This is a genomic window from Chthoniobacter sp., from assembly GCF_040003245.1.
Classification (GTDB): Bacteria; Verrucomicrobiota; Verrucomicrobiia; order Chthoniobacterales; family Chthoniobacteraceae; genus Chthoniobacter.
Genome location: NZ_JBDUCX010000048.1, coordinates 1 through 22,127, shown reverse-complemented (window position 1 = coordinate 22,127; position 22,127 = coordinate 1). Strand labels below are relative to the sequence as shown.

Sequence of the window (22,127 nt, the reverse complement as noted above, 5' to 3'; positions counted from 1 at the left end):
GTTTACTTGCATTTATGAAATACGACTATCGACGATTGAAAATCACCGGACGGAAGACATATTTCACCCACAAGCGATGGTGTCCGCTGGCGTTCGCTGCCCTTTTTCCCCTCCTGGCCTCACCGGCGACGGAGGTCGCGCAACCAAACGTGGTAGAGCTTCCGGAGGTAGAGGTGGTGGCGCGGCTCGACCAGGCGCGCGATGAGATTGTCCCCAGCCTGGGAGCGACTTCCTACACCATCACCCGCGACCGATTGACCACGCAATCGCAAGGGGAGGATGCGCCGTTTAATCAAACTATCTTGCGTTTACCGGGCGTCGCGCAGGATTCCTTTGGCCAGCTCCACATCCGCGGCGAGCACGCCAATCTGCAATACCGCATCAACGGCGTCCTGATCCCGGAGGGGATCAGCGGCTTCGGGCAGGAACTGGATACGCGCTTCGTGGAGAATGTCTCGCTGATCACCGGGGCACTGCCCGCGCAGTTCGGCTATCGCACGGCGGGGATCGTGGACATTCACACGAAGAGCGGCCTGAACCTGAACGGCGGCGACGTTTCGCTCTACGGCGGCAGCTACGACACCCTGCGGCCCAGCTTCGAATTCGGTGGGACGAGTGGGAAGCTGAGCTACTTTTTCACCGGCAGTTTCCTGCACAGCGATCTTGGCATTGAAAACCCGACCAGCAGCACCCGGCCGCTGCATGATTACACCGAGCAATACAAGGGCTTCGGCGACATCTCGTATGTGATCGATGAGACCAGCCGCCTGAGCCTGATCCTGAGCGCCTCCTACGGCGACTTCCAGATTCCGAACAATCCGGACCAGCCGGCCGGGTTCGCCCTGGATGGCGTGAAGCCGTTCAATTCTGGCTCGCTCAACGAGAATCAGCACGAGAACAATTACTACGCGATCCTCTCCTACCAGAAGAGCATCGGGGATTTTGACCTGCAGTTCTCGGGGTTCACGCGCTACAGCGGCGTGCTGTTCACGCCGGATGCGACGGGGGATTTGCTGTTCAACGGCGTGGCCAGCCACGTGGATCGCAGCATCCTTTCAAACGGCTTCCAGCTCGATTCCAGCTACAAGCTGGGGAAACAGCACACCCTCCGCGCCGGGCTGCTTTACACCGCCGAGATCGCCACGGTGCAAACGAAGACCGCCGTCTTTGCCACGGACGCCACCGGTGCGCAGGCCAGTTCCGTGCCCTTCACCATCCCCGACAACAGTCACAAGAACGGCTACCTCTACGGCGTCTATCTGCAAGACCAGTGGAAGCTGCTGGATCGGCTGACCGTCAATTTCGGCGGACGCTTCGACGTGGTGAACGCCTACACGAACGAGAACCAGTTCAGCCCGCGCATCAATCTCGTCTACGAGGCCACTGACAGTACAACGCTGCACGCCGGCTATGCCCGCTACTTCACGCCGCCTCCGCTGGAACTGGTGTCGCCGGCCAGCGTCACGAAATTCAACGGCACGACCAATGCCTCGGAGGTCACGACCGGCTCCCCCGTGCGGGCCGAGAGCGCGCATTATTTCGACGCGGGAATCACGCAGAAGTTTGGGCAGCGGTTCAGCATGGGCCTAGATGGCTACTACAAGAAAGCCCGCAACCAACTGGATGAAGGCCAGTTCGGATCCGCGCTGATTTTCTCGCCGTTCAACTACAAGGAAGGGGAGATCTATGGTGCGGAACTGGCGGCGAACTATCAGCAGGACAACTTTTCCGCCTACGCCAACCTGGCCTACAGCCATGCGACGGGCCGGCAGATTGTCTCGGGCGAGTTTCAATTCGGGCAGGACGAACTCGACTATATCGATAAGCACAGCGTCTTCCTCGATCACGACCAGCGGCTGACCGGGTCGTTTGGCGTGTCGTATCAATGGAACGAGACGCGCTTTTCGGCGGATTGCCTGTACGGCAGCGGCTTGCGGCGCGGCTTTGCCAACACGCAGAAGATGCCGGGGTATGCCACGGCCAATGTCGGCGTCGAGCATCGCTTCAAGGTGGGCGGGTCGCGCTCGATCAAGGCGCGTTTCGATGTGGTCAATCTGTTCGATCAGGTCTACGAGCTGCGCGACGGCTCAGGAATCGGCGTCGGCGCCCCGCAGTTCGGGCCGCGTCGGGGATTCTATGGGGGGCTGTCGTTTGACTTTTAGAGTTGCTACACGGTTAGACGCGCTCCGCGTGTCCCTACAAGGCTATCATCCATCGTCCCGCAGTCGCGGGATCAGGATGACAGGTTTTTATGCCGGCTCCACCGGCTCGATGTGCACCAGCACATCGACGATCTCCGGCTTCACCGTGCGGATGGCATCCTTGACCGCGTGACTGATCTCGTGCCCTTCGCGGACGGTGAGATTTGCGTCCACGCCGATGTGGATATCCACGTAATAGGCGATGCCCATCTTGCGAATGCGGCATTTCTCGACGTCGGCGACGCCGGGCACGCCGGCGGCGATGGTCCGCACGGCGGTCTGGAGTTCCTTGGGCGGTGCGGTGTCCATCACCTCGTGCAGCGCGGGCATGAGCAGCTTGTAGCCGTTGAAGCCAATGATGGTGCAGGTGAAAAGCGCGGCCCAATCGTCGGCCGGCTCCCAGCCCTTGCCGCCGAGGATGGCAATGCTGATGCCGATGAAGGCGCCGATGGAGGTCACGACATCGGCGCGGTGATGCCAGGCGTCGGTCTTCACGGCGGTGCTACCGAGTTGTTCGGCGGCGCCGGAGACTTTGCGAAAGAGGGTTTCCTTGATGATGATCACACCCACGAGCACGGCGAGGGTGTAAGTCGCCGGGGTGTGGTGCGGTGTGATGATTTCGTGAATGCTCTGGAAGGCCAGGCCGATGGCGGCGGCGATGACGATGAGGGCCACGGCGACGGAGGCGAGGGGCTCGGCCTTGCCGTGGCCGTAGGGATGTTCGTCGTCCGGCGGCGCGGCGGCGACTTTCAAGCCGAACCAGATGACGAGGGAGCTGAAGATATCGAGCGTGCTTTCGATGCCATCGGCGATGAGGGCGTAGCAATTACCGAGAAGACCGGCGGCAATCTTGATGACGGCGAGGCAGAAATTGACGGCGACGCCGATAAGCGCGAGGCGCGCGCCGACGCCGTAGCCGGCTTCACTCACGGAAACGGTGGGCGCGGTGGGCGCGGTGGGCGATGGAAATGGCTTTGTGGAGTGGGCCACGGGGCGGCATCGTAGGGGTATGCCTATGAATGTCAGTGCGATTGTTCTTCAAGAATTTGGGGTCCCCGCGGATGTCGTGCGCGTGGGGAGTGTCGAGGTGCCGGCGCTCACCGCGGAGGGTGCGCGGGTGCGCGTGCTCGCCTCGCCGATCAACCCGGCAGATTTGAATGTGCTCGAGGGGAAGTATCCGATCCGGCCGGAACTGCCGGGCGTGCCGGGAGTGGAAGGTGTGGGCGTGGTCGAGGAGATTGGTGCCGAGGTGAGGGACGTGCGCGTGGGGGATCATGTCCTGCTGCCCCATGGGTTGGGCGCCTGGCGCGAGGCGGCGATGATCGTCGACGCGGACGAAATGCTGACCGTCGTGCCGCCAGAAGTGCCGGTCGAGCAAGCCGCGATGCTGCGCATCAATCCGGCGACCGCGCTGCGGATGGTGCGGGATTTCGCCGACCTGGCCGCGGGCGATTTCGTCATTCAAAACGCGGCGAATTCGGCGGTCGGGCAGCTCGTCATTCAGATCGCGAAAGCCAACGGCTGGCGGACGATCAATCTCGTCCGGCGTCCGGAATTGATCGACGAACTGAAGGCCTTGGGGGGCGACGTCGTGTTACTCGACGATGACGAGGCGAAGAACCAGATCGCCGCAGCCACTGCCGGCGCACCGGTGCGACTGGCCTTGAATTGTGTGGGTGGCGACAGCGCGCTGCGCGTGGCCAATGCCCTCGCGCCGGGTGGGACCCATGTGACCTTCGGCGCGATGAGCCGCCAGCCGCTGCGCATCCCGAATGGCCTGCTGATTTTCAAGGACCTGCGCTGGCGTGGATTTTGGATTTCGCAGTGGTATCGGGAAGCCACGCACGCGGCGGAGGCGGCGATGTTCGAGGAACTCTCGGCGCTGGCGAAGCGCGGGCTGTTGCACACGCCGGTCGAGCGGGTCTATCCGCTCGGTGAAGCCGCGGCCGCGGTGAAGCACGCGGCGCAGAGTCAGCGCGCGGGCAAGATTCTGTTTGGCGCGCCGGAGATCGTCGCGCAATTTTCCCCACGCTCATGAAACGCTCTGGCTTTCTCTTCCGCCTCCGCCAGTGGGCTCTGCTCGCGCTGGTCTTCGGCACGTTCGCGGCGATGATCGGCTACCGGCACATGGAGCAGGTGTGGGCGCACACGGGGAAGATCGAGCCGAGCGGGGGGCGGTATTTTTTCCAGCGCGTGGAACTGCCGGTGCCGTCTTTCCGCCAGGGCGACGACCGCTGGCGCTCCGACCTGCTCGGGCCCACGCACAATACGCTCGGCGCGGAAGGTTGCGCGGTCGCCTCCGCGGCCATGGTGCTGGCGAGCTACGGGTTCGATGTCGATCCGCAGCGCTTGAACCGCTATTTGACCGACCACGGTGGCTTTACCCCGCAGGGCTGGCTCTATTGGGAGAGCGCGGCGGATTACAATCCCGGCAAGGTGCGCAAGGCCTACGAGGATCTGCCGTCGTACGAGTTGATCGACGGCAATCTCGAGCGGGGCAATCCCGTCATCGTGCGCTTGCGGCTGCCTTCCGGGATCACGCATTTCGTCGTCATCGCGGGCAAGGAGGGGTTCGATTACCTCACCCGCGACCCCGGCGCTGGCGCGGCGAAGGGGCTGTATCCGCTGCGGGAATTCGGCAGCAAGATCGAGGCGCTGCGTTTTTATCAAAAACTCTGAACGCTCGTGCTTTGCAGCCGCGACAATTCCCCGTAGAAATCTCCGGCCCGATGTCCCCGCACGCTGCTGAACTCACTGCCATTCTCGATCCGAAACGCGTGCTCACCGAGCGTGAGCATTTGCTGACCTACGGGTTCGATGGGACGGCGGCGTTGCAGGGTGAGGCGGGCGTCGTCGTCTTTCCGCAGACCACCGAGGAAGTGGCGAAGATCGTGCGCTACGCGGCGAAGGAGAAGATTCCGATTGTGTCGCGGGGCTCGGGTACGGGCCTGAGCGGCGGGAGCATTCCGACGGCGAAGGCCATCGTGCTGTGCCTCGTGAAGATGGATCGCGTGCTGGAGCTGGATGAGAAGAATCTGACCATTTTCGCGGAAGCAGGGACGATTACGCAGAAGATTACGGAGACGGCGGATGCCGCCGGGCTGCTCTATCCGCCTGATCCGGGGTCGATGAAGATTTCCACCATCGGGGGCAACGTGGCGGAGAATTCCGGTGGTCTGCGAGGGCTGAAATACGGCATCACGCGGGACTATATCATGGGGCTGGAAGTGGTGCTGGCGAGCGGTGAGATCGTTTTTCTGGGCAACAAGTGCGTGAAGGATGTGGCGGGCTACTCGATGAAGGACGTCTTCGTCGGCAGCGAGGGCACGCTCGGGATCATCACCAAGGTGTTGCTCAAGCTGGTGCCGAAGCCGGCGTCGAAGAAGACGCTGCTTGCGACCTATGCGACCATGGACGCCGCGGCGGATACGGTCTCGGCGATCATCGCGGCGAAGATCATCCCGTGCACGATGGAGTTTCTCGACCGGATCACGATCAAGTGCGTGGAAGATTACGCGAAGATCGGCCTGCCGCTCGATGCCGAGGCCATCCTCTTCATGGAGACCGATGGGCACCCGGCGGTGACCGGGGAGCAGGCGAAACAAATGGAGGAGATCGCGCGGCGCTGCGGTGCGAAGGCTGTGCAGATCGCGGCGAATGCCGAGGAAGCCGCGAAGCTGGCGACGGCGCGGCGCTCGGCCTTTTCCGCGCTGGCCCGCGTTTCCCCCACCACGATTCTCGAGGATGCGACCGTCCCGCGCAGCGAGCTGACGAAGATGATCCGCTTCATCCAAGATGTCGGTGCACGCCATCGGTTGCGCATCGGAACCTTCGGTCACATGGGCGACGGCAACCTGCATCCCACTTTCCTGACCGACGAGCGCAATACCGAGGAGATGGAGCGTGTGGAGATCGCAATGAAGGAGATCTTCGATTACGCCATCCAGCTCGGCGGGACCATCACCGGCGAGCATGGGGTGGGGCTGGCGAAGAAGAAGTTCCTGCCTGAGGCGATCGGCGAGGCGAGTCTTTCGCTGCTGCGGCAATTGAAACGGACGCTCGATCCGGACGGCATCCTCAACCCAGGGAAGATCTTTGACTGACATCCCGACCAGCGCCGTGAAGCACGGCTCCCAGCCGCATCACCTCGCGCACCTCGATTTTGCGGTGCTCCAGCAGTGCATCCACTGCGGCATGTGCCTGCCGACCTGCCCGACTTACGACGCCACCAAGCTCGAGCGCAACAGCCCGCGTGGCCGCATCGCGCTCATGCGCAACGTGGCGGAAGGGCACCTCGAGGTGACCCGGGCCTTTGGCGAAGAGATGTATTTCTGCCTCGGCTGTCTCGCCTGCGAAACGGCGTGTCCCGCGGGGGTGAATTACGCACGGATGTTTGAGGAAGCGCGCGCGGACATCGAGGACGCGGGCGTCCTGAGCTACCCCAAGCGCGACCTCGTGAGGGCCTTTGCCTTGCGCTTTTTCTTTTCGCGTCCGTTGGCCCTGCGCGCCTTGGGGCGCTTGCTGCGGCTCTATCAAGTGAGCGGGCTGGAGTGGCTGGTCCGGACGCTGCGCCTGACGGCATTGCTGCCGCGCGACCTGCGTGAACTCGAGCCGCTCACCCCACGGGTGCAGCCTGATTTTTCCGATGCGCTGATCGGCGCGATCGAATCGCCCCTGCAGCCGCGTTATCGCGTGGGCATGCTCACCGGTTGCGTGCAGGACCTGGTGTATCCGCATGTGAATCGCGATACGGTGGATGTGCTGCTGGCCAATGGCTGCGAGGTTATCACGCCCGGAGCCCAGTACTGCTGCGGCTCGCTGCATGCGCACAACGGCGAGCTTACGCTGGCGCGGACGATGGCGCGAAAGAACATCGACGACATGGAGCGCGCGGCCGGATCGCTGGACAAGCTGGACGCGATCATTACCAACGCCGCCGGGTGTGGCTCCCACCTCAAGCATTACGACGACCTGCTGGAGCATGATCCGCAATATGCGGAGCGCGCCCGGCAGTGGTCGCGCAAGTTGAAGGATATTCACGAGTGGCTGGTGCAAATCGGAATGACGCCGCCGCCGGCCGCGTGTGCCTCTCCATCCACGGTCACGTATCACGAGGCGTGTCATCTCTGCCACGGGCAGAAGATCACCCAGCAACCGCGCGCGGTGTTGAAGGGGATACCCGGGTTGAAGCTGGTCGAGTTGCCGGAATCGACCTGGTGCTGCGGCAGCGCCGGAATTTACAACATCACCCAGCCCGAGATGTCGCACCAACTGCTGCGCCGCAAACTCGAGAACATCGCCAAAACCGGCGCGAAGGTCGTGGCCACGGCAAACCCGGGATGCAGTGTGCAACTCGAAGCCGGCGCCCGGGAGAGCGGAGAGGCGCTGGAGATTGTGCACCCGATTACGTTGCTCGCGCGCGCCTATCGGGAAGGCGGTGAGCAACCGTGAGCGCCGATCTTTTCGGCAGCGCGGAACCGACGCGCGAAGAGCCGCGCGTGTTGACCGTGAGCGAACTCACGCGGGCAGTGCGGGCGACACTGGAGGACCAGATCGGCGCCGTGTGGGTGGAGGGCGAAATCAGCAATTACCGGAAGCAGCCCTCCGGCCACCAGTATTTCACGCTCAAGGATGAGCAATCGCAGGTGGCGTGTGTGTGGTTTGCCCGCGGCGGGCTGCGGTTGAAACAGACGGCGCTGGCCGACGGCATGCACGTGCAGGTGCGCGGTGCGCTGACGGTGTACGAGGCGCGCGGGCAGTATCAGCTCAATGTGCAGGCCGTGCAGGCGGCGGGGGCGGGGCTGTTGCAAGCGAAGTTCGAAGCGTTGAAGCGAAAGCTCGAGGCGGAGGGACTGTTCGATTCCGCGCGCAAGCGGCCGCTGCCCCGATTTCCCGGGACGATCGGTCTCGTGACCTCACCGACCGGTGCGGCTTTGCGCGACATGCTCAATATCCTCGCCCGCCGCGCCCCGTGGGTGCGCGTGGTGATCAGTCCCGTGCGCGTGCAAGGGCAGGGGGCCGCGCAGGAGATCGCCACGGCGGTGGCGGAATTGAACGACTTGATCGCCCGCGGTGTTCTGCCGATTGATGTCATCGTGGTGGGGCGGGGAGGAGGCAGCATCGAGGACTTGTGGGAGTTCAACGAAGAGGCCGTCGCGCGCGCCATCGTGCAGTCGGTCGTGCCGGTGGTCTCCGCGGTCGGCCATGAAATCGATTTTACCATTGCAGATTTCGCGGCGGACTTGCGCGCCGCTACCCCGAGTGCTGCTGCCGAACTCATCGTGCCGGATGGAGAGGCGTTGCGCCGGTATGTCGTCGATGCGCGCAGCCGGCTCCAGCGTGCGGCGGGGGGACTGCTGCTGCAGGAGAGGAACCGTCTCGCTTACCTTTCGCGCGTCGCCTCGCCGCAGGCGCTGTTGCGGACGCTGCGCGAATACGCCCAACGCGTCGATATGGCAGGGGAAGTCCTCCGACGCACCATTCAAGAGCGCCGGCGCACCTGCGAACGCCAATTGGTGGATCTTCGCGCCCGGCTGCGGGAGCATCTTCCCGACCAGCAGCTGGCTTTGAGCCGTCATAGCCTGAGCACGTTGACGTCGCGTGTGGGTAACTGTGCGCGTGCGCAGGTGCTGAAACAAAAGCAGCGCTTTGCCCACGTGGAGGCACTGCTCAAGGCGCTCTCCCCGGAAGCAACGCTGGCGCGCGGTTTTAGTATTACCAGCATCCGCGGAGGAGCCATCATCCGCTCCGTGAGCCAGGTCGCTCCTCAGACGAAGCTGACTACGCGATTTAAGGATGGCTCCGTGAATTCGGTTGCGGAGTAGACGCGGCAAAAGAAAAACGCCGATTCCAGCAACTGGAATCGGCGTTTTTAAAAGAGCTAGCGCAGGTTAGGGGTAAGTAGTCGGCTCCAGAAAGACGGAGTCTTTGATCAACCACCCCGCAGAGTCGTCAGGAATCAAAGCGTTCGACGAAGGAGTGTCATCGCGCTTAATGGTGTGCTGGGCGCTGAAGAGGGTTTCCACTGTGCCGCTGATATCCACGCGGATGAGAATGGCCTTTTTGCCTTTCCAAACTCCACCCGGGTCATTCTCGTTGGTCGAGTAGACTCCTTTGGGAGCTCCGTCCGCAATCAGGGGCCAGCGGGAACTGGAAGTATCGCTCAAGCCAGCAACATAGCCCCAGCAATTTTCACCCTTGTCGAGGGCCACCCCGCCCTGACCCGCACCGGCTGCGGCGCCAAATTTGTTGTCAGGTTGATTTTTCGCGCAATAGCCGGCGGATTTTGGATTCCAGAAGATGGTCTCGTCACTGATGTAATCGGGGATCAAACTCTTGAGAACGCTGTTCGAATCGGTCAACGCCGCGGCGGTGGCTGGGGTCGGTGGGTTTTGAGTCATGTCGGACCAGCGGGGATAGTTACCCGAGTAGTCCATGGCGAACAGTTTGCAGGCCGTGCCAATTTGTTTGGCGTTGGAGAGGGCTTTGGTCTGTGCGCCGCGGACCTGGACTTCGCCGAATACGGGCAAGGCAATGCCGGCCAGAATGGCGATAATGGAGATCACGACAAGCAGCTCAATGAGCGTGAAGGCGTTCGTTTTGGAGGTTTTCATGAGGTGGTGGGGTTCGGTAGATAAATACTTTTCTAGATCATACGAAGCTTCCACGGGGAGGCAAATAAAAAGTTACGATTTTGTTGCAAATCCGCGCAACATTTTTCCTCAGAACGTGCCCTTTAGTCAGGAAGAGTGGCGTTTTAGGCCTACCACCGCCAAGGGAGGCAAGCGAAGCAGCAGGGAATGTGATTTGCCCTGCCAGGGGATGGCCTCGGCATTTTGGCCACCGAAATTCCCAACATTGCTCCCCCCATAGGTTTGCGCATCGGTGTTGATGAGTTCTTCCCACCAGCCCTCGCCGTTGACCCCTACCCGGTAGGCGTCGCGGACCACGGGCGTGGCGTTGATGACAAACGCGATGCGGTCGCCGGATCGCGACTTGCGCATGAAGGCGACCACCGAGTTGTCGCTGTCGTGAAAATCGATCCACTCGAAGCCGTCGAAACTGTCGTCCTGGTCGAAAAGCGCCGGCTCGTTCGAGTAGACCCAATTCAGGTGCTGGACCAGCCGCCGCAGCCCGTCGTGCTCGGGGAACTGCATGAGGTGCCAGTCGAGCGATTGGTCGTGGTTCCATTCGCTGCTCTGGCCAAATTCGCCGCCCATGAACATGAGCTTCTTGCCGGGATGTGCGTACATCCACGCATAAAACATGCGCAAATTGGCAAACTTCTGCCAGTGGTCGCCGGGCATCTTCTGGAGTAGCGAGCCCTTGCCGTGCACCACTTCATCGTGGCTGAGCACGAGGACGAAGTGCTCGTGAAAAGCGTAGAGCAGCGAGAAGGTGATATCGCCTTGGTGAAAGCGGCGATAGATCGGCTCCTTCGACATGTAGCTCAGGAAGTCGTGCATCCAGCCCATGTTCCATTTCAGGCCGAAACCGAGGCCGCCGAGATACGTGGGGCGGGAGACGCCGGGCCAGGCGGTGCTCTCCTCGGCGATGGTCACGATGCCAGGGAAGCGCTCGTAGCACACTTCATTGAAGCGCTTGAGGAAATAGATCGCCTCCAGATTTTCGCGCCCGCCGAAGCAGTTCGGAATCCACTCGCCCGCTTTCCGGGAGTAGTCGAGATAGAGCATTGAGGCCACCGCATCCACCCGCAGCCCATCGATGTGATACTGGTCGAACCAGAAGAGCGCATTGGAGATGAGGAAATTGCGCACCTCATTTCGTCCGTAGTTGAAAATGAGAGTGCCCCAATCCATGTGCTCGCCGAGCCGTGGATCGGCATGCTCGTAAAGGTGCGTGCCGTCAAAAGTCGCCAGACCATGCACGTCCTTCGGGAAATGCCCCGGCACCCAATCGAGGATCACGCCAATGCCCAACTGGTGGCAACGGTCGACGAAATAGCGGAACTCATCGGGATTCCCAAAGCGCGAGGTTGGCGCAAAGAATCCCGTGACCTGATAGCCCCACGAGCCGTCGAACGGATGCTCCGCGACCGGCAGCAGCTCAATGTGCGTGTAACCCATGTCCGCCACGTAGGGCAGCAGCGTCTCGGCAAATTCGCGGTAACTCAGGTAGCGATTGCCGTCCTCGACGACCCGCTGCCAGGAGCCGAGGTGGACCTCGTAAATGCTCATCGCGCTCTGGTGCGCGACCTTTCCCTTCCGCTTCTCCATCCATTCCCCGTCGTCCCACTTGTAACGCTTGAGATCGAAAACAAGCGAAGCCGTCGAGGTATCGTGCTGCCCGAAAAAAGCGAACGGGTCGCTCTTGAGCACGATGCCGCCGTGCGATTGCTTGACCTCGAATTTGTAGTGCGCACCTTCGGCCACGCTGGGCAGGAATATTTCCCACACCCCGCAACCGAGCAGCTTGCGCATCGGGTTGCGGCGGCCGTCCCAGGAATTGAATTCGCCGACCACGCTCACGCGTTGCGCATTTGGCGCCCACACGTGGAAACTCGTGCCCCGCACACCGGCAAACTCCGTGATATGTGCGCCCAGCATATCGTAAAGATTCCAGTGGTTGCCCTCCGCGAAAAGATGCAGGTCCAGCGGCCCCAGCATCACGCCAAACGAGTAGGGATCGTGTTCCGACCACGACTGCCCTTCGTGACCGGTGAAATCGAGCTGGTAGGTGATACGCGCCGCCGCGCCTTCGAGGACCGCCTCGAAAAATCCATCGGAATGGATTTGCAAAGCCGGGTAGGTTTTCCCGGTGATTTCATCGCGCACCGTCACCGCACGGGCATCGGGCCGGAAGACCCGCACGGCCAGGCAATCGCCGGCCTGGTGCTGGCCAAGAATGGAAAAGGGGTCGCCATGATAGGCGCCGACGATGGCTTCGACGGTTCCTTCATCCAAGGTGGGGAGTTGAGCCGTGATTTTCATGCGGGGACGACAGTTTCAAACTCTGCGAGCAGGGGAGCGAGGTAATTCGCATAGACCGCCTGCCACGCGTAGTGGCGGCGGATCTGATGCCGCGCCTGCCACGCTTCGGTGGTGCCGAGCCGTGCGGCCACGGTCAGGGCGATTTGGGCCGGCTCCGCGTCGAGCGGGAAGAAGGTGACGCCCTGCGACAGCAACGTCGTCAAAGGCTCGATCGCCGCGCAGAAGACCGGCAGCCGATGCAGCGCCGCCTCGAGGATGGGCAGGCCGAAACCTTCCTGCCGGCTCGGGAAAAACAGCGCATCCGCCAGCACGAAAAGACTCGCTAAATCCCGGTCGGGAATCGGCACATCCGCTTGCAAAAACAGGGCATCATCTTCCAGGTCGAGCTCCACGCAAAGCCCATGGAGATACTCGGCGTAGGCTTGCGAAGCCGGGTTCTGCGCATCCGGCGCCCCGGTGATGAGATACGCGCAGGTGCGGCCCGCGGATTTCAGCGCCGCCGTCACCCGCAGGCCGAGCTCCACATTCTTCCGCTTGAGCAGCCGCGTCGGGTGCAGCAGCACGATCTCGCGTCCGAGCAGATCGTAGGCTTGTGCGAGCTCGGTGATCGATTCGGTGAGCCCGAGCAGGCGTGCCGGGTCGACGCCGTTTGGAATCACCGTGGCCTTTCCGCCGGTCAGCTCGGCAAATTGTCGCCGGCGCAATTCCGACACCGCCACGTAGCGATAACGGTCGTGCGCGCGGGCCAGCGAACTCCACGGCCACTCCTCGATCGAGGGCAAGGCGTAATCGGGATTGCACGCCACGAGATCGTGCACCCACGCCACGAAGCGCACACTTGTCAGCCGCTTGGCCAGATTCCAGAGCGCCTCGGTGAGCGTGATGTGGAAGGGCATCGTGGCGATGTTGTGGATCATGACTACATCCATGTTCGCGAGCCGCGGCTCCAGTGCGCGGGCGAGTTCGCCGGCGTCCGCCGCATCGGGCAGCAATTCCACGGGAATGCGCGGATCATCGCTCGCGCCCTGGTCGCAGATCACCGTCACCTGGTGTCCATGCTCGGTGAAAAGCCGCGCATGTTCCGCCATCACAATCTCCACGCCACCCACGACCGGCAGGTAGGTGTAATGGATGAGGGCGATCTTCACTATGCAACCGTGTGGCGCAAGGCATGCTCTCCTATCAAGAATGAAATACGTCTTCCTCCTCGCCACAGTGGCCGCGGTTTACTTTTTTCTCATCCACAAGGCTCCCGTCGCCCCGGTGGTGGGTGAAATTACCCAAAAGGAAGTAGCCCCCCTGACCACCGGTCCGCGCGACCCGTCGGCCGCCATCGCGGCTGCACCCGCCCCGCAGACCAATGCCCTCAAGCGCCCGATCGACCGCACCAAGCAGGTGCTCGGCCAGGTCAAACAGCGCAGCGGCAACGGGGAATTCTAGGCGGAAAAGGCGCGGAGCGCGGTCGCTACTTCCGCCACCACGGACGTCCAATCGCCCGCGCGCGGCTGCCGGAACAAGCGCATCGTCGGATACAAAGGCGTATCAGCCCGGCCGAGCCCCCACCGCCAATCCGGCACAGATGCCAGCATCGCCCACACCGGACGTCCCAATGCCCCCGCCAGATGCGCCACCGACGTATCGACGGCAATGAGGAGGTCCAACTCGGCCAGCAACGCGGCGCTGTCGGAGAAATCGGCAATGTGCTGGCGAATATCGAGCACCCCGGCCTCCGCGAGAGGAGAAGGCAGCGGGCCGCGGGGCTCGATCTGCAGACTCACAAAAGTCACGCCCGGGACATCGAGAATGGGCTGCAGCGCCGCGGCAGACATCGAGCGTCGGCGATCGTCGGCCTGCCCGGGATTGCCGGCCCACACGAGGCCGACCCGCGGCGTTCCGGTGGAACTGAGGCGGGAACGCCAGGCGGCACGTTTTTCCTCGTCGGCCCGCAGAAACGGCGTGGCCGTCACCAGCGGTTCAAAATGGTGCAACCTCAGCGGCAGATTGAAGAGCGGGACGTGGGCATCGTGCGCCGGCGAGCTTTCGCGAGGGACAAACTCGATCTGCGCATTTCCGAGTTGTCGCAAAAGCGGCAGCAGCGGACCCTGGCATTCGACTACCACGCGAGCCGCCCGTGACCGTTCCAGCAGCAGCGGCACGTAGCGCACGAAATGCAGCGTGTCGCCAAACCCCTGGTCGGCGAAAGCCAGGATCGTCTGGCCGTTGGCCGGCGCGCCATCCCAAGGCGGTGCGACCAGGTCGCGGCGGCGATTGTCGTTCGCCGGCGACCGCCAGTGCCATTCGTACTCGCGCCACCCCTCCTCGAATCGGCCGTGCAACAGCAGCAGCAACCCGAGGTTCAAGTGCGCATCCACAAAATCCGGGGACAAGGCAATCGCCCGCCGATAGCACGCCTCCGCTTCGGGGAACCGCGACATGCGCCAGAAAGCCACGCCCATGTTCAAGTGGCCGCCGGGAAAATTGGGATCGAGAGCGAGAACGCGCTGCGCACAGATGAGACCGGCTTCCGGCTGCCCGAGTTTGGTCAGCACATCGCCGAGGTTGCTCTGCGCCTGGATCAGGCGTGGTTCCAGTTGCACCGCGCGTTCGTAGCACGCTTGCGCTTCCTCGAGCCGGCCCAGGTGCAGGAAGACATTGCCGAGATTGTTCGGCGCGCCCGCATCGGCGGGGGCCATCGCCATCGCGTTCCGATAGCTGGCGATGGCGGCCTCATCCCGGCCGATGGTGTGCAAGGCGTCCCCGAGACTGCGATGCGTGTGAGCGAGATTCGGCTGCAAACGCAGGGCGTGTTCAAAGCAGGCGATGGCCCTCTCCACATTCCCGCCCAGGCGCTCGGCGACGCCTTGATCCGAGTGCATCGACGCGTCACTGGGGCGCAGGGTAATCGCGCGCCCGATCAGTTCCACCGCCTCGCCGGGCCGTCCGAGTGTGAGGACGACCAGCCCGAACTGGTGCCAGGCGCTCGCATGGTTCGGCTGCGCGGCCACGATCTGGCGAAGCAACCCCTCCGACTCCACCAACCGTCCGGCCTCACGATGGCCGAGAGCGAGTTGGAAAGCGGCTTCGACGGTGATCGTAGGCATGGCGGGTGAAACGCCGAGACGTGAGCCCAAAGCGATTTTGAGCACAAGGGAATTTCCGTCCTTTTCGAGTTGCTTAGTTGGAAATTTCGGCCCGCGAATCACACAGATCACACGAATGAGATCTTTCCATTTGTGTCATTCGAGTGATTCGCGGGCTTCTTTTTGGAGTGAACCCGCAACCCCCAAAATGGCCGCGGGTCGGCGCTATTCCAACAAATCGGGGCGCACCTGCCGGGTCTTGGCCAGTGCTTGTTCCCGACGCCATTGCGCGATCGCTCCGTGATTGCCACTGAGCAGGATGTCCGGCACCCGCCAGCCGCGAAACTCGACCGGGCGCGTGTATTGCGGACCCTCGATCAGGCCGCTGGCAAAGCTGTCATCGGGCGCGCTGTTTTCATCGCCGAGCACCCCGGGCAGCAGTCGCACGATGGCATCGGTCACGACCGCCGCCGCGATCGCGCCATTGGTGAGCACGTAATCGCCGATGGAAATCTCCGCGTCCACCAGATGATCGATCACCCGCTGGTCGATCCCCTCGTAATGCCCGCAAAGCAAGATGAGATGCGAGCCGGGCTGCGCATACGCGGTCGCCATTTGCTGGTCAAAGCGCTTGCCGCCCGGGGTGAGGAAGATGACGCGGGGAGGGGAAGGGTGCTTAGTGCTGAGTGCTGAGTGCTCAGTGGGATTCAGCGTCGCGGCTTCTGACTGAGCACTAAGAACTGAGAACTGAGCACTCGCCTTCGCTTTTAGCTCCTCTACAGCCTCAAAGATCGGTTCACATTTCATCACCATCCCCTGGCTGCCGCCGTAGGGCGCATCGTCCGTGGTGTGGTGTTTGTCGCGCGCCCAGTCGCGCAAATTGTGTGTCTGGATGGTCACCAGCCCGCGCTGCTGGGCCTTGCCGATCATGCTTTCGCCCAGCGGAACGGCGGCGATGGTCGGAAAAAGAGTGAGGATGTCGATGCGCATGAGAGAGTAACGGAAGACCGCGAGCTTGTCGTCACGCGGTAAAGTTGAATAGTTCGCCGCGTGGCCAAGACCGCAAAGAATAAAAACAAGCCCGGCGCGAAAGCGGCGCGCGCCCGCTCGCGCTGGAAAGTGTGGCTGGCCTTGGGTGCCCTCGTCATGGTTCTGCTAGTCTGCCTTGTTTACGGATTCTGGGCGTCCTCGTTCGATATGCGCGAAGTGATGGATATGACGGAGCGCTCGGCGGTGTATGACATGGATGGCAAAGTCTACTCGCGGCTCCCTGGCCAAAACCGCGTGACGGTCAAGCTCGCGCAGGTCTCCCCGTATTTCGTCAAAGCCCTCCTCTCGCGGGAGGACGCGCGCTTTTACCAGCATCACGGCGTCGATCCCTTCGGCATTTTGCGGGCGGTCTTCCGCAATCTCACCCACGGCTCCGCCAAGGAAGGGGCGAGCACGCTCACCCAACAGCTCGCCCGCAACAGCTTCCCCGAGGGCCTCGGCGCGCGCAAAAGCCTGCATCGCAAAATACTCGAGGCCTTTGTTGCGGCCCGCATCGAGCAGAACTACTCCAAGGACCAGATCCTCGAGGCCTACATGAACCGCATCTATTTCGGTTCGACCGTGTATGGGATCGAAACAGCCAGCCTGACGTATTTCGGCAAGCACGCGGCCGATCTCTCGCTGGGCGAGGCGGCCACCATCGCCGGGCTCATCCGCGCGCCCTCGTATTTCTCGCCGCTCAAGAATTTCAAAGGCGCCATGCACGAACGGGACACCGTGCTCGATCGCATGGTGAAGCTCGACAAGATCAAGGCAGACGAAGCGGCCAGGGCGAAATCCACGCCCGTGGTGCTGGCGAAGAGGCGTCCCACTTCCGCGCAGGACAACTATGCGATGGACATGGTTCGGCGCGAGTTGGACGACCTCCTTTCCGACGAGCAGCGGCAGGACGGCGGCATGAAGATCTACACCACCCTCGACCCGGCGCTGCAAAAGACCGCGGAATCCGTCGTCGATCTCGAACTCACCAAGGTCGAGGCCCGCCCTGGTTACAAGCATCCGAAGAAGGCCGATTTCTCCCCGCAGGCCAAAGCCGAGGAGCAGGACACGCCTTACCTGCAAGGCGCGCTCGTCGTCATCGACAACCGCTCCGGCGGCATCCGCGCCATCGTCGGCGGACGCGACTTTTCCGAGAGCAAATACAACCGCGCCATCGCGGGGAAAGCCTCGCGGCAGATCGGCTCGACCTTCAAGCCCTTCGTCTATGCGGCCGCTTTTGACAAAGGCCTGCTCCCCGGCACTTCCATCGACGACGGCCCCATCGCTCGCGGCGAAGTGCGGCAGGCCGCCAATTGGTCGCCCGAGAACTCTGACGGCACTTACAAAGGCCCGCTGCGCCTGGAGGAGGGCCTCATTCAATCGCGCAATACCATGAGCGTGCGGGTCGGGGAGCGTGCGGGCATGGACGAAGTCGCCCGCGTCGCCGCCGCCGTGGGCATTGAAAATATGCCGCATCTGCCGGCCGTCTACCTCGGAGCCTTCGAGGCCAACGTCGCCGACCTCACCGCCGCCTACACCGTCTTCCCCAACAACGGCGTGCGACGGCAGAGCTACATCATCGAGCGCATCGACGACGCCGCTGGTGAAACGATCTACCGCGCCGCGCACATCCAGAGCAAAGCCCTCGATCCCGGTGTCGCTTGGATGCTCACCAGCACCCTCGGCAAAGTGATGGAGCGCGGCACCGCCGCCAGCGCCAAAACACTCGGCTTCACCAAACCCGCCGCCGGCAAGACCGGCACGACCAACGATTTTCGCGACGCCTGGTTTGTCGGCTACACCACTTCGCTCACCTGCGGCGTCTGGGTCGGCCTCGACAAACCCGAGACAATTATCTCGAAAGGCTACGGCTCCGCGCTTGCGCTGCCCATCTGGGTCGACGTCATGAAGGCCGCCTCCGCTCAGCGCTATCCGGCGGAAAGCTTCCGGCCGCCCGTGCCCTTGCGCCGCGTCACCATCTGCTCCATTTCCAATCAACTCGCCACGAACGGCTGCGACCACGCCGGCACCGCCTATAACATCGACCTCCCTGAGTCCCGCATTCCGCGCGACGGCTGCAGCGTCCACCGCGGCAGCATTCTCGCCCAAGGCGCCAGCTCCGGCGACGACAACCCCAAGCGCTCGCTCCCGCAAAGCATCTTCCGCTCGTTCCGGAAATTCTTTGGCGGGGAGTAAGAGTGAAAATGCCTTCCGAGGAGACCGCGTCAGTTGCCGCGGGGAATGGAAGCAACGCCGAAGATGATCAAGGCAGAGCCGGCCAGAATGCAAAGTGCGCAGCCAACTGGGAGCTCATGATAGTGAAACCCTCCAACGCTTCCGGTTTTAGAATACATGCGGAAAGACAACGAGACTGGACGGTACGCGACAGACACTGCGGTGGTCACAATGCTCAGGAGCGACCAGAGCACGGCGGGCGCAAGGCCGATGCAGGCGAGAAGGAGGAGAATGCTTCTTAGGGTCATGGGTCGTCGCGTCGATGTTAGGAGACCTGGCGTTTCCAGCACACAAATTGCGCATTGACTGCCGAGCCCATTGCCTTAATGAGCGCTTCGTTATTGAAATTTGGAAGCCGCTGCAATCGCTCGACCAACTCCTTGCAGCCCTCGGCCAATTGCGGAACCACGCAGCCAGACTTTCCATCGGAGCCAATCAACAGGAAAAAGACGTCTTCCAGCCACGGGCCTTCGTCGGTGGTCAGGATGCCCACCTCGTGAAGATCGTCCCACCGAATCGTCTCCTCGACGCCATCGGGTCGAAAACGCGTGACGGAATCAGCGTTGAAGATCACGCGGTCCAGCGCTTTCTGTTTCGGTCGGCGGAAGAAATCGAAGAGACTCATTTAGCGTTGGTGGGCTTTGGCAGCGTCGCTCCGGCTTCCCGGTAGTAGCTTTCGAGGAGTCTTGCTTGTGCCGTGAGGTCGAACGCGGCGGCGACCCGGGCCACCGCCGCGGCGCTCATTTGGGCATAGCGGGTGGGATGGCGGGCGAGCGCGAGCCAGGCTTGGGCGAGTGCGGTGTGGTCACGCTCGGGGACCAGCCAGCCGCTGGCGCCGTGTTCGACCGCCTCGGGGATGCCACCGTGCGTGGTCGCGAGGACGGGCAGGCCGCTGGCCATGGCTTCGAGCATGGAATTGGGCACGCCTTCCTGGTCGCCATCGGGCGGGGTCTCGCTGGGGTGGAGGAAGAAATGGGCGCTGGCGTAGAGGGCGCGCAGCTCCACTTGCGAGAGGAAGCCGGGGAACGCAACGCGCCCGGCGATGCCAAGCGATTTGGCCAGCGCTTGCAGCTCGGCCAATTGCGGGCCTTCGCCCGCGATGCTCAACGTCGCCTGGGGAAACTCGCGCCCGAATTCCGCGAACGCGCGCAGGGTGGTGGCGAGGCCTTTCTTGGCGATCAAGCGACAGGCCTGCACGCAACGCCAGGCGCCATCGGGCGGCGCGCTGCGTTGCTGAAAAGAGATCTCGCCGAGGGGGATGCCGGTGCGATGGAGGCGGATCTTGCGCGCGTCGGCGCCGATGGCGGTGAGCCGTTGCGCCAGCGATTCGGAGCGCACGAGGAGGAGCGTGGCGCGATCGAGCATGCGCCGCGTCATGGCGAGGTGCGCGGGTTTTTCGAGATCGATGCCCGCGTCCGCTCCATGAAAACTGACGATGATCGGCACCGGCGAAATCTCCAGGAGCGGCAGGAGATGCACACCCATGTGGCCGAAGTAGACGTGCAGCACTTGCGCCCGGATTTCCCGCAGGATGTTCGCGAGGTGTTGCGCTTCCGACCGGTAGAGGGTGATGGGCCGTCCAAGAATTTGTTTTTGCCAGATGCGCCGCAGGGCGCGGGTGCGGGGCTTGGGCAGGAGGCGGACGTCGTCGAAAGGAAAGGCCTCGGGTTGCTCGCGATTCTGGCAGAGGACGACGGGCCGAAAGGCGTGTAGAGCGGTGATTTGCCGGTAGATATGCAGCATCTCCGGCTTGAGGAAGGTGGCGAGATACTGCGCCGCCACGGGAGCGTCACCGCGGGGAGGCGGGGAATCGTGGTGGGGTGTCGGTTCGGACATGCAGATGGGAAATGGGAATGGAAATCGCGTGGCGGCGAGGTGTATCGCTTGCCGCTGCGTGGGCCTCGTTTATCGTGTCGCTATCATGCGGAGAGAAGTCGAAATCTTGAATCCCCTCGGGTTGCACGCGCGCCCGGCGGCGGAATTCGTGCGGTGTGTGCACACGTTCGAGTCGGAAATCACCATCCGAAAGGGCGAGGAGAGGTTCTCCGCACACAGCATCCTGGAGGTGCTCAGCGCGAACCTGGATTGCGGCACCCGCATCGTGATCGAGGCCATCGGGTCCGATGCGAAGCAGGCGCTCGACCGGTTGGAACGGCTGCTCCTCGAATTCAAGGAGCAGGAGCAAAACGAGCAGGTCTAGCGCCGGTGGAAATCGCTCTACCCCACGGGGTTTCCTGATCTAAGATCGATTTTCCATGGATTACCTCGAAAAAGCCCGCCGCGTCATTGCGTTGGAGATGGCCGAAGTGCAACGCCTGCTCGACCGGCTGGATGGCTCGTTTCTGGAGGCCGTGGAGGCGATTCAAAGCTGCGTGGAGAACCGGGGCAAAGTCGTCGTGGTGGGGGTGGGCAAGTCCGGGCACATCGGCGAAAAGATCGCCGCGACGCTGACCAGCACGGGCTCGCCGGCGGTGGTGCTGAATTCGCTGAATGCGCTGCATGGCGACCTGGGCGTGGTCGCGGATGGCGACGTGATCCTGGCGCTGAGTTCGAGCGGAGAGACCGATGAACTCGTGAATATCCTCCCAGCGCTTTCGCGGTTCCAGGTGCGCATCATCGCGATGACCGGCAATCCCAAGTCGTTTCTCGCGCAAAACTGCCACATCCATCTCGACGTGAATGTGGAGCAGGAGGCGTGTCCGTTGAACCTGGCGCCGACCTCGAGCACGACCGTGATGCTGGTGCTCGGCGATGCCCTGGCGATGGTGCTGCTCGAGGCGCGCGGCTTTCAGAAAGAGGACTTTGCGCGCTTTCATCCCGGTGGCCGCCTGGGCCGCACGTTGCTTCTGAAGGTGAACCAGATCATGCGTGGCCCCGAACAGATGGCGCTGGTCGATCCGGCGATGAAGATTCGCGATGTGTTGCTGAAAATGGCGGAGATGCGCGCCGGTGTGGCCGTGGTCGTGGACGAAGATGGGACGCTTGCGGGCATCTTCACGCATGGCGATTTCGGGCGGCATTTTCAAAAGCATCAAGATCTGCTGGAGCGTGAAGTCGGCGGATTCATGACCTTGAAACCGATCACGATTCGTTCGGGAAAACTGGCCGCCGAAGTGCTGCATCTTATCGAACAGCACCGCATCGATGACCTGGTGGTGTTGGACGAAGACAGCCGACCCATTGGCGTAGTCGATACGCAGGATCTGGCCCGCTTCCGGTTGGTCTGATTCGCGCTCACGGCCTCCGCGAAAAAATCTCGCGCCTTAAATCGGCTTAAGAGGGCTTAAGGCACCTTAAATGAGCTTCTGTGTCTTCGGTTGGAGCGCGAAAATTTTGAAGGCTGAGAAGGCTTGATTTACCTTGAATTGGCTTCATGCGCTGGCGATGGAAAGGGAGCGTTGCCTTTGGTGAAGGGTTGTGGGTAAACGGGCGATCTGGCCGTCGCGCAGGGAGTGGGAGTCGTCGAGTTCATGCCCGTGAGTGTCGCACAACACGGCGCAAAATGTGCATGGCTCCATTGGTTCCATTGGCTCCATGGCGGAAAATGTCACTTTGCACCTCAAAACAAGGGCGCTGCGGCCCTTATTCCTTGGCGGGGAGGATGCGGATCTTGATGTTGCGGAAGGCGACTT

General features: G+C 62.4%; 18 protein-coding genes. 10 read left to right on the top strand and 8 right to left on the bottom strand.

The window, feature by feature from the left end; all coding sequences use genetic code 11:
• Window positions 1-14: 14 nt before the first annotated feature.
• Window positions 15-2,162, top strand: coding sequence for a TonB-dependent receptor (locus tag ABJF10_RS08765; RefSeq protein ID WP_348544173.1), 2,148 nt, complete (start codon window positions 15-17; stop codon window positions 2,160-2,162).
• Window positions 2,163-2,249: 87 nt separating this feature from the next.
• Here the strand turns inward: ABJF10_RS08765 and ABJF10_RS08760 are convergent, their stop codons facing one another.
• Window positions 2,250-3,191: a cation diffusion facilitator family transporter gene (locus ABJF10_RS08760; protein WP_348544172.1), complete on the bottom strand. Its 942-nt coding sequence runs from the start codon at window positions 3,189-3,191 to the stop codon at window positions 2,250-2,252.
• Between the two features lie 25 nt (window positions 3,192-3,216).
• On the opposite strand from ABJF10_RS08760, the gene ABJF10_RS08755 reads away from it, so the two are divergent.
• Genes ABJF10_RS08755 through xseA form a run of 5 tightly spaced genes read left to right on the top strand, consistent with a single transcriptional unit; the run spans window position 3,217 to window position 9,025 of the window.
• Window positions 3,217-4,239, top strand: a complete 1,023-nt coding sequence (locus ABJF10_RS08755; RefSeq protein WP_348544171.1) for a 2-enoyl thioester reductase domain-containing protein — start codon at window positions 3,217-3,219, stop codon at window positions 4,237-4,239.
• Window positions 4,236-4,880 carry a C39 family peptidase gene (locus tag ABJF10_RS08750; RefSeq protein ID WP_348544170.1) on the top strand — a complete coding sequence of 215 codons (645 nt, stop codon included), beginning with the start codon at window positions 4,236-4,238 and terminating at the stop codon, window positions 4,878-4,880. The genes ABJF10_RS08755 and ABJF10_RS08750 overlap by 4 nt, the downstream gene beginning before the upstream one ends.
• Window positions 4,881-4,930: 50 nt before the next feature.
• Complete coding sequence (locus ABJF10_RS08745; RefSeq protein WP_348544169.1) at window positions 4,931-6,304, top strand: FAD-linked oxidase C-terminal domain-containing protein; 1,374 nt, start codon at window positions 4,931-4,933, stop codon at window positions 6,302-6,304.
• Window positions 6,297-7,652, top strand: a complete 1,356-nt coding sequence (locus ABJF10_RS08740; protein WP_348544168.1) for a (Fe-S)-binding protein — start codon at window positions 6,297-6,299, stop codon at window positions 7,650-7,652. Before ABJF10_RS08745 ends, ABJF10_RS08740 begins: the two co-directional genes overlap by 8 nt.
• On the top strand, window positions 7,649-9,025 hold the full coding sequence (xseA, locus tag ABJF10_RS08735; protein ID WP_348544167.1) for an exodeoxyribonuclease VII large subunit: 1,377 nt from the start codon (window positions 7,649-7,651) through the stop codon (window positions 9,023-9,025). Before ABJF10_RS08740 ends, xseA begins: the two co-directional genes overlap by 4 nt.
• Window positions 9,026-9,091: 66 nt before the next feature.
• Here xseA and ABJF10_RS08730 read toward each other — a convergent pair whose 3' ends face one another.
• The 3 genes from ABJF10_RS08730 to ABJF10_RS08720 all read right to left on the bottom strand — a co-directional run bounded on the left by ABJF10_RS08730 (window position 9,092) and on the right by ABJF10_RS08720 (window position 13,299).
• The gene (locus tag ABJF10_RS08730) at window positions 9,092-9,814 is read right to left on the bottom strand and encodes a prepilin-type N-terminal cleavage/methylation domain-containing protein (protein ID WP_348544166.1); all 723 of its coding nucleotides are present in this window, start codon (window positions 9,812-9,814) and stop codon (window positions 9,092-9,094) included.
• Window positions 9,815-9,940: 126 nt separating this feature from the next.
• On the bottom strand, window positions 9,941-12,151 hold the full coding sequence (glgB, locus tag ABJF10_RS08725; RefSeq protein WP_348544165.1) for a 1,4-alpha-glucan branching protein GlgB: 2,211 nt from the start codon (window positions 12,149-12,151) through the stop codon (window positions 9,941-9,943).
• Window positions 12,148-13,299, bottom strand: a complete 1,152-nt coding sequence (locus tag ABJF10_RS08720; protein ID WP_348544164.1) for a glycosyltransferase family 4 protein — start codon at window positions 13,297-13,299, stop codon at window positions 12,148-12,150. The genes glgB and ABJF10_RS08720 overlap by 4 nt, the downstream gene beginning before the upstream one ends.
• Window positions 13,300-13,339: 40 nt before the next feature.
• Between ABJF10_RS08720 and ABJF10_RS08715 the strand changes: the two genes are divergently transcribed.
• Window positions 13,340-13,591 carry a hypothetical protein gene (locus tag ABJF10_RS08715; RefSeq protein ID WP_348544163.1) on the top strand — a complete coding sequence of 84 codons (252 nt, stop codon included), beginning with the start codon at window positions 13,340-13,342 and terminating at the stop codon, window positions 13,589-13,591.
• Here ABJF10_RS08715 and ABJF10_RS08710 read toward each other — a convergent pair.
• The gene (locus tag ABJF10_RS08710; protein WP_348544162.1) at window positions 13,588-15,252 is read right to left on the bottom strand and encodes a tetratricopeptide repeat protein; all 1,665 of its coding nucleotides are present in this window, start codon (window positions 15,250-15,252) and stop codon (window positions 13,588-13,590) included. The genes ABJF10_RS08715 and ABJF10_RS08710 overlap by 4 nt on opposite strands.
• Window positions 15,253-15,456: 204 nt before the next feature.
• The gene (trmD, locus tag ABJF10_RS08705; protein WP_348544161.1) at window positions 15,457-16,221 is read right to left on the bottom strand and encodes a tRNA (guanosine(37)-N1)-methyltransferase TrmD; all 765 of its coding nucleotides are present in this window, start codon (window positions 16,219-16,221) and stop codon (window positions 15,457-15,459) included.
• 60 nt (window positions 16,222-16,281) lie between these two features.
• Between trmD and ABJF10_RS08700 the strand changes: the two genes are divergently transcribed.
• Window positions 16,282-18,456, top strand: a complete 2,175-nt coding sequence (locus ABJF10_RS08700) for a PBP1A family penicillin-binding protein (protein WP_348544160.1) — start codon at window positions 16,282-16,284, stop codon at window positions 18,454-18,456.
• Window positions 18,457-18,760: 304 nt separating this feature from the next.
• On the opposite strand, the gene ABJF10_RS08695 is transcribed toward ABJF10_RS08700, so the two are convergent.
• Both ABJF10_RS08695 and ABJF10_RS08690 read right to left on the bottom strand, forming a co-directional pair.
• Window positions 18,761-19,120, bottom strand: a complete 360-nt coding sequence (locus ABJF10_RS08695) for a hypothetical protein (protein ID WP_348544159.1) — start codon at window positions 19,118-19,120, stop codon at window positions 18,761-18,763.
• Window positions 19,117-20,331 carry a glycosyltransferase gene (locus ABJF10_RS08690; RefSeq protein WP_348544158.1) on the bottom strand — a complete coding sequence of 405 codons (1,215 nt, stop codon included), beginning with the start codon at window positions 20,329-20,331 and terminating at the stop codon, window positions 19,117-19,119. Before ABJF10_RS08690 ends, ABJF10_RS08695 begins: the two co-directional genes overlap by 4 nt.
• An 85-nt stretch (window positions 20,332-20,416) precedes the next feature.
• On the opposite strand from ABJF10_RS08690, the gene ABJF10_RS08685 reads away from it, so the two are divergent.
• Window positions 20,417-20,695: an HPr family phosphocarrier protein gene (locus tag ABJF10_RS08685; protein WP_348544157.1), complete on the top strand. Its 279-nt coding sequence runs from the start codon at window positions 20,417-20,419 to the stop codon at window positions 20,693-20,695.
• Window positions 20,696-20,750: 55 nt separating this feature from the next.
• Complete coding sequence (locus ABJF10_RS08680) at window positions 20,751-21,722, top strand: KpsF/GutQ family sugar-phosphate isomerase (protein ID WP_348544156.1); 972 nt, start codon at window positions 20,751-20,753, stop codon at window positions 21,720-21,722.
• Window positions 21,723-22,127 lie beyond the last annotated feature (405 nt).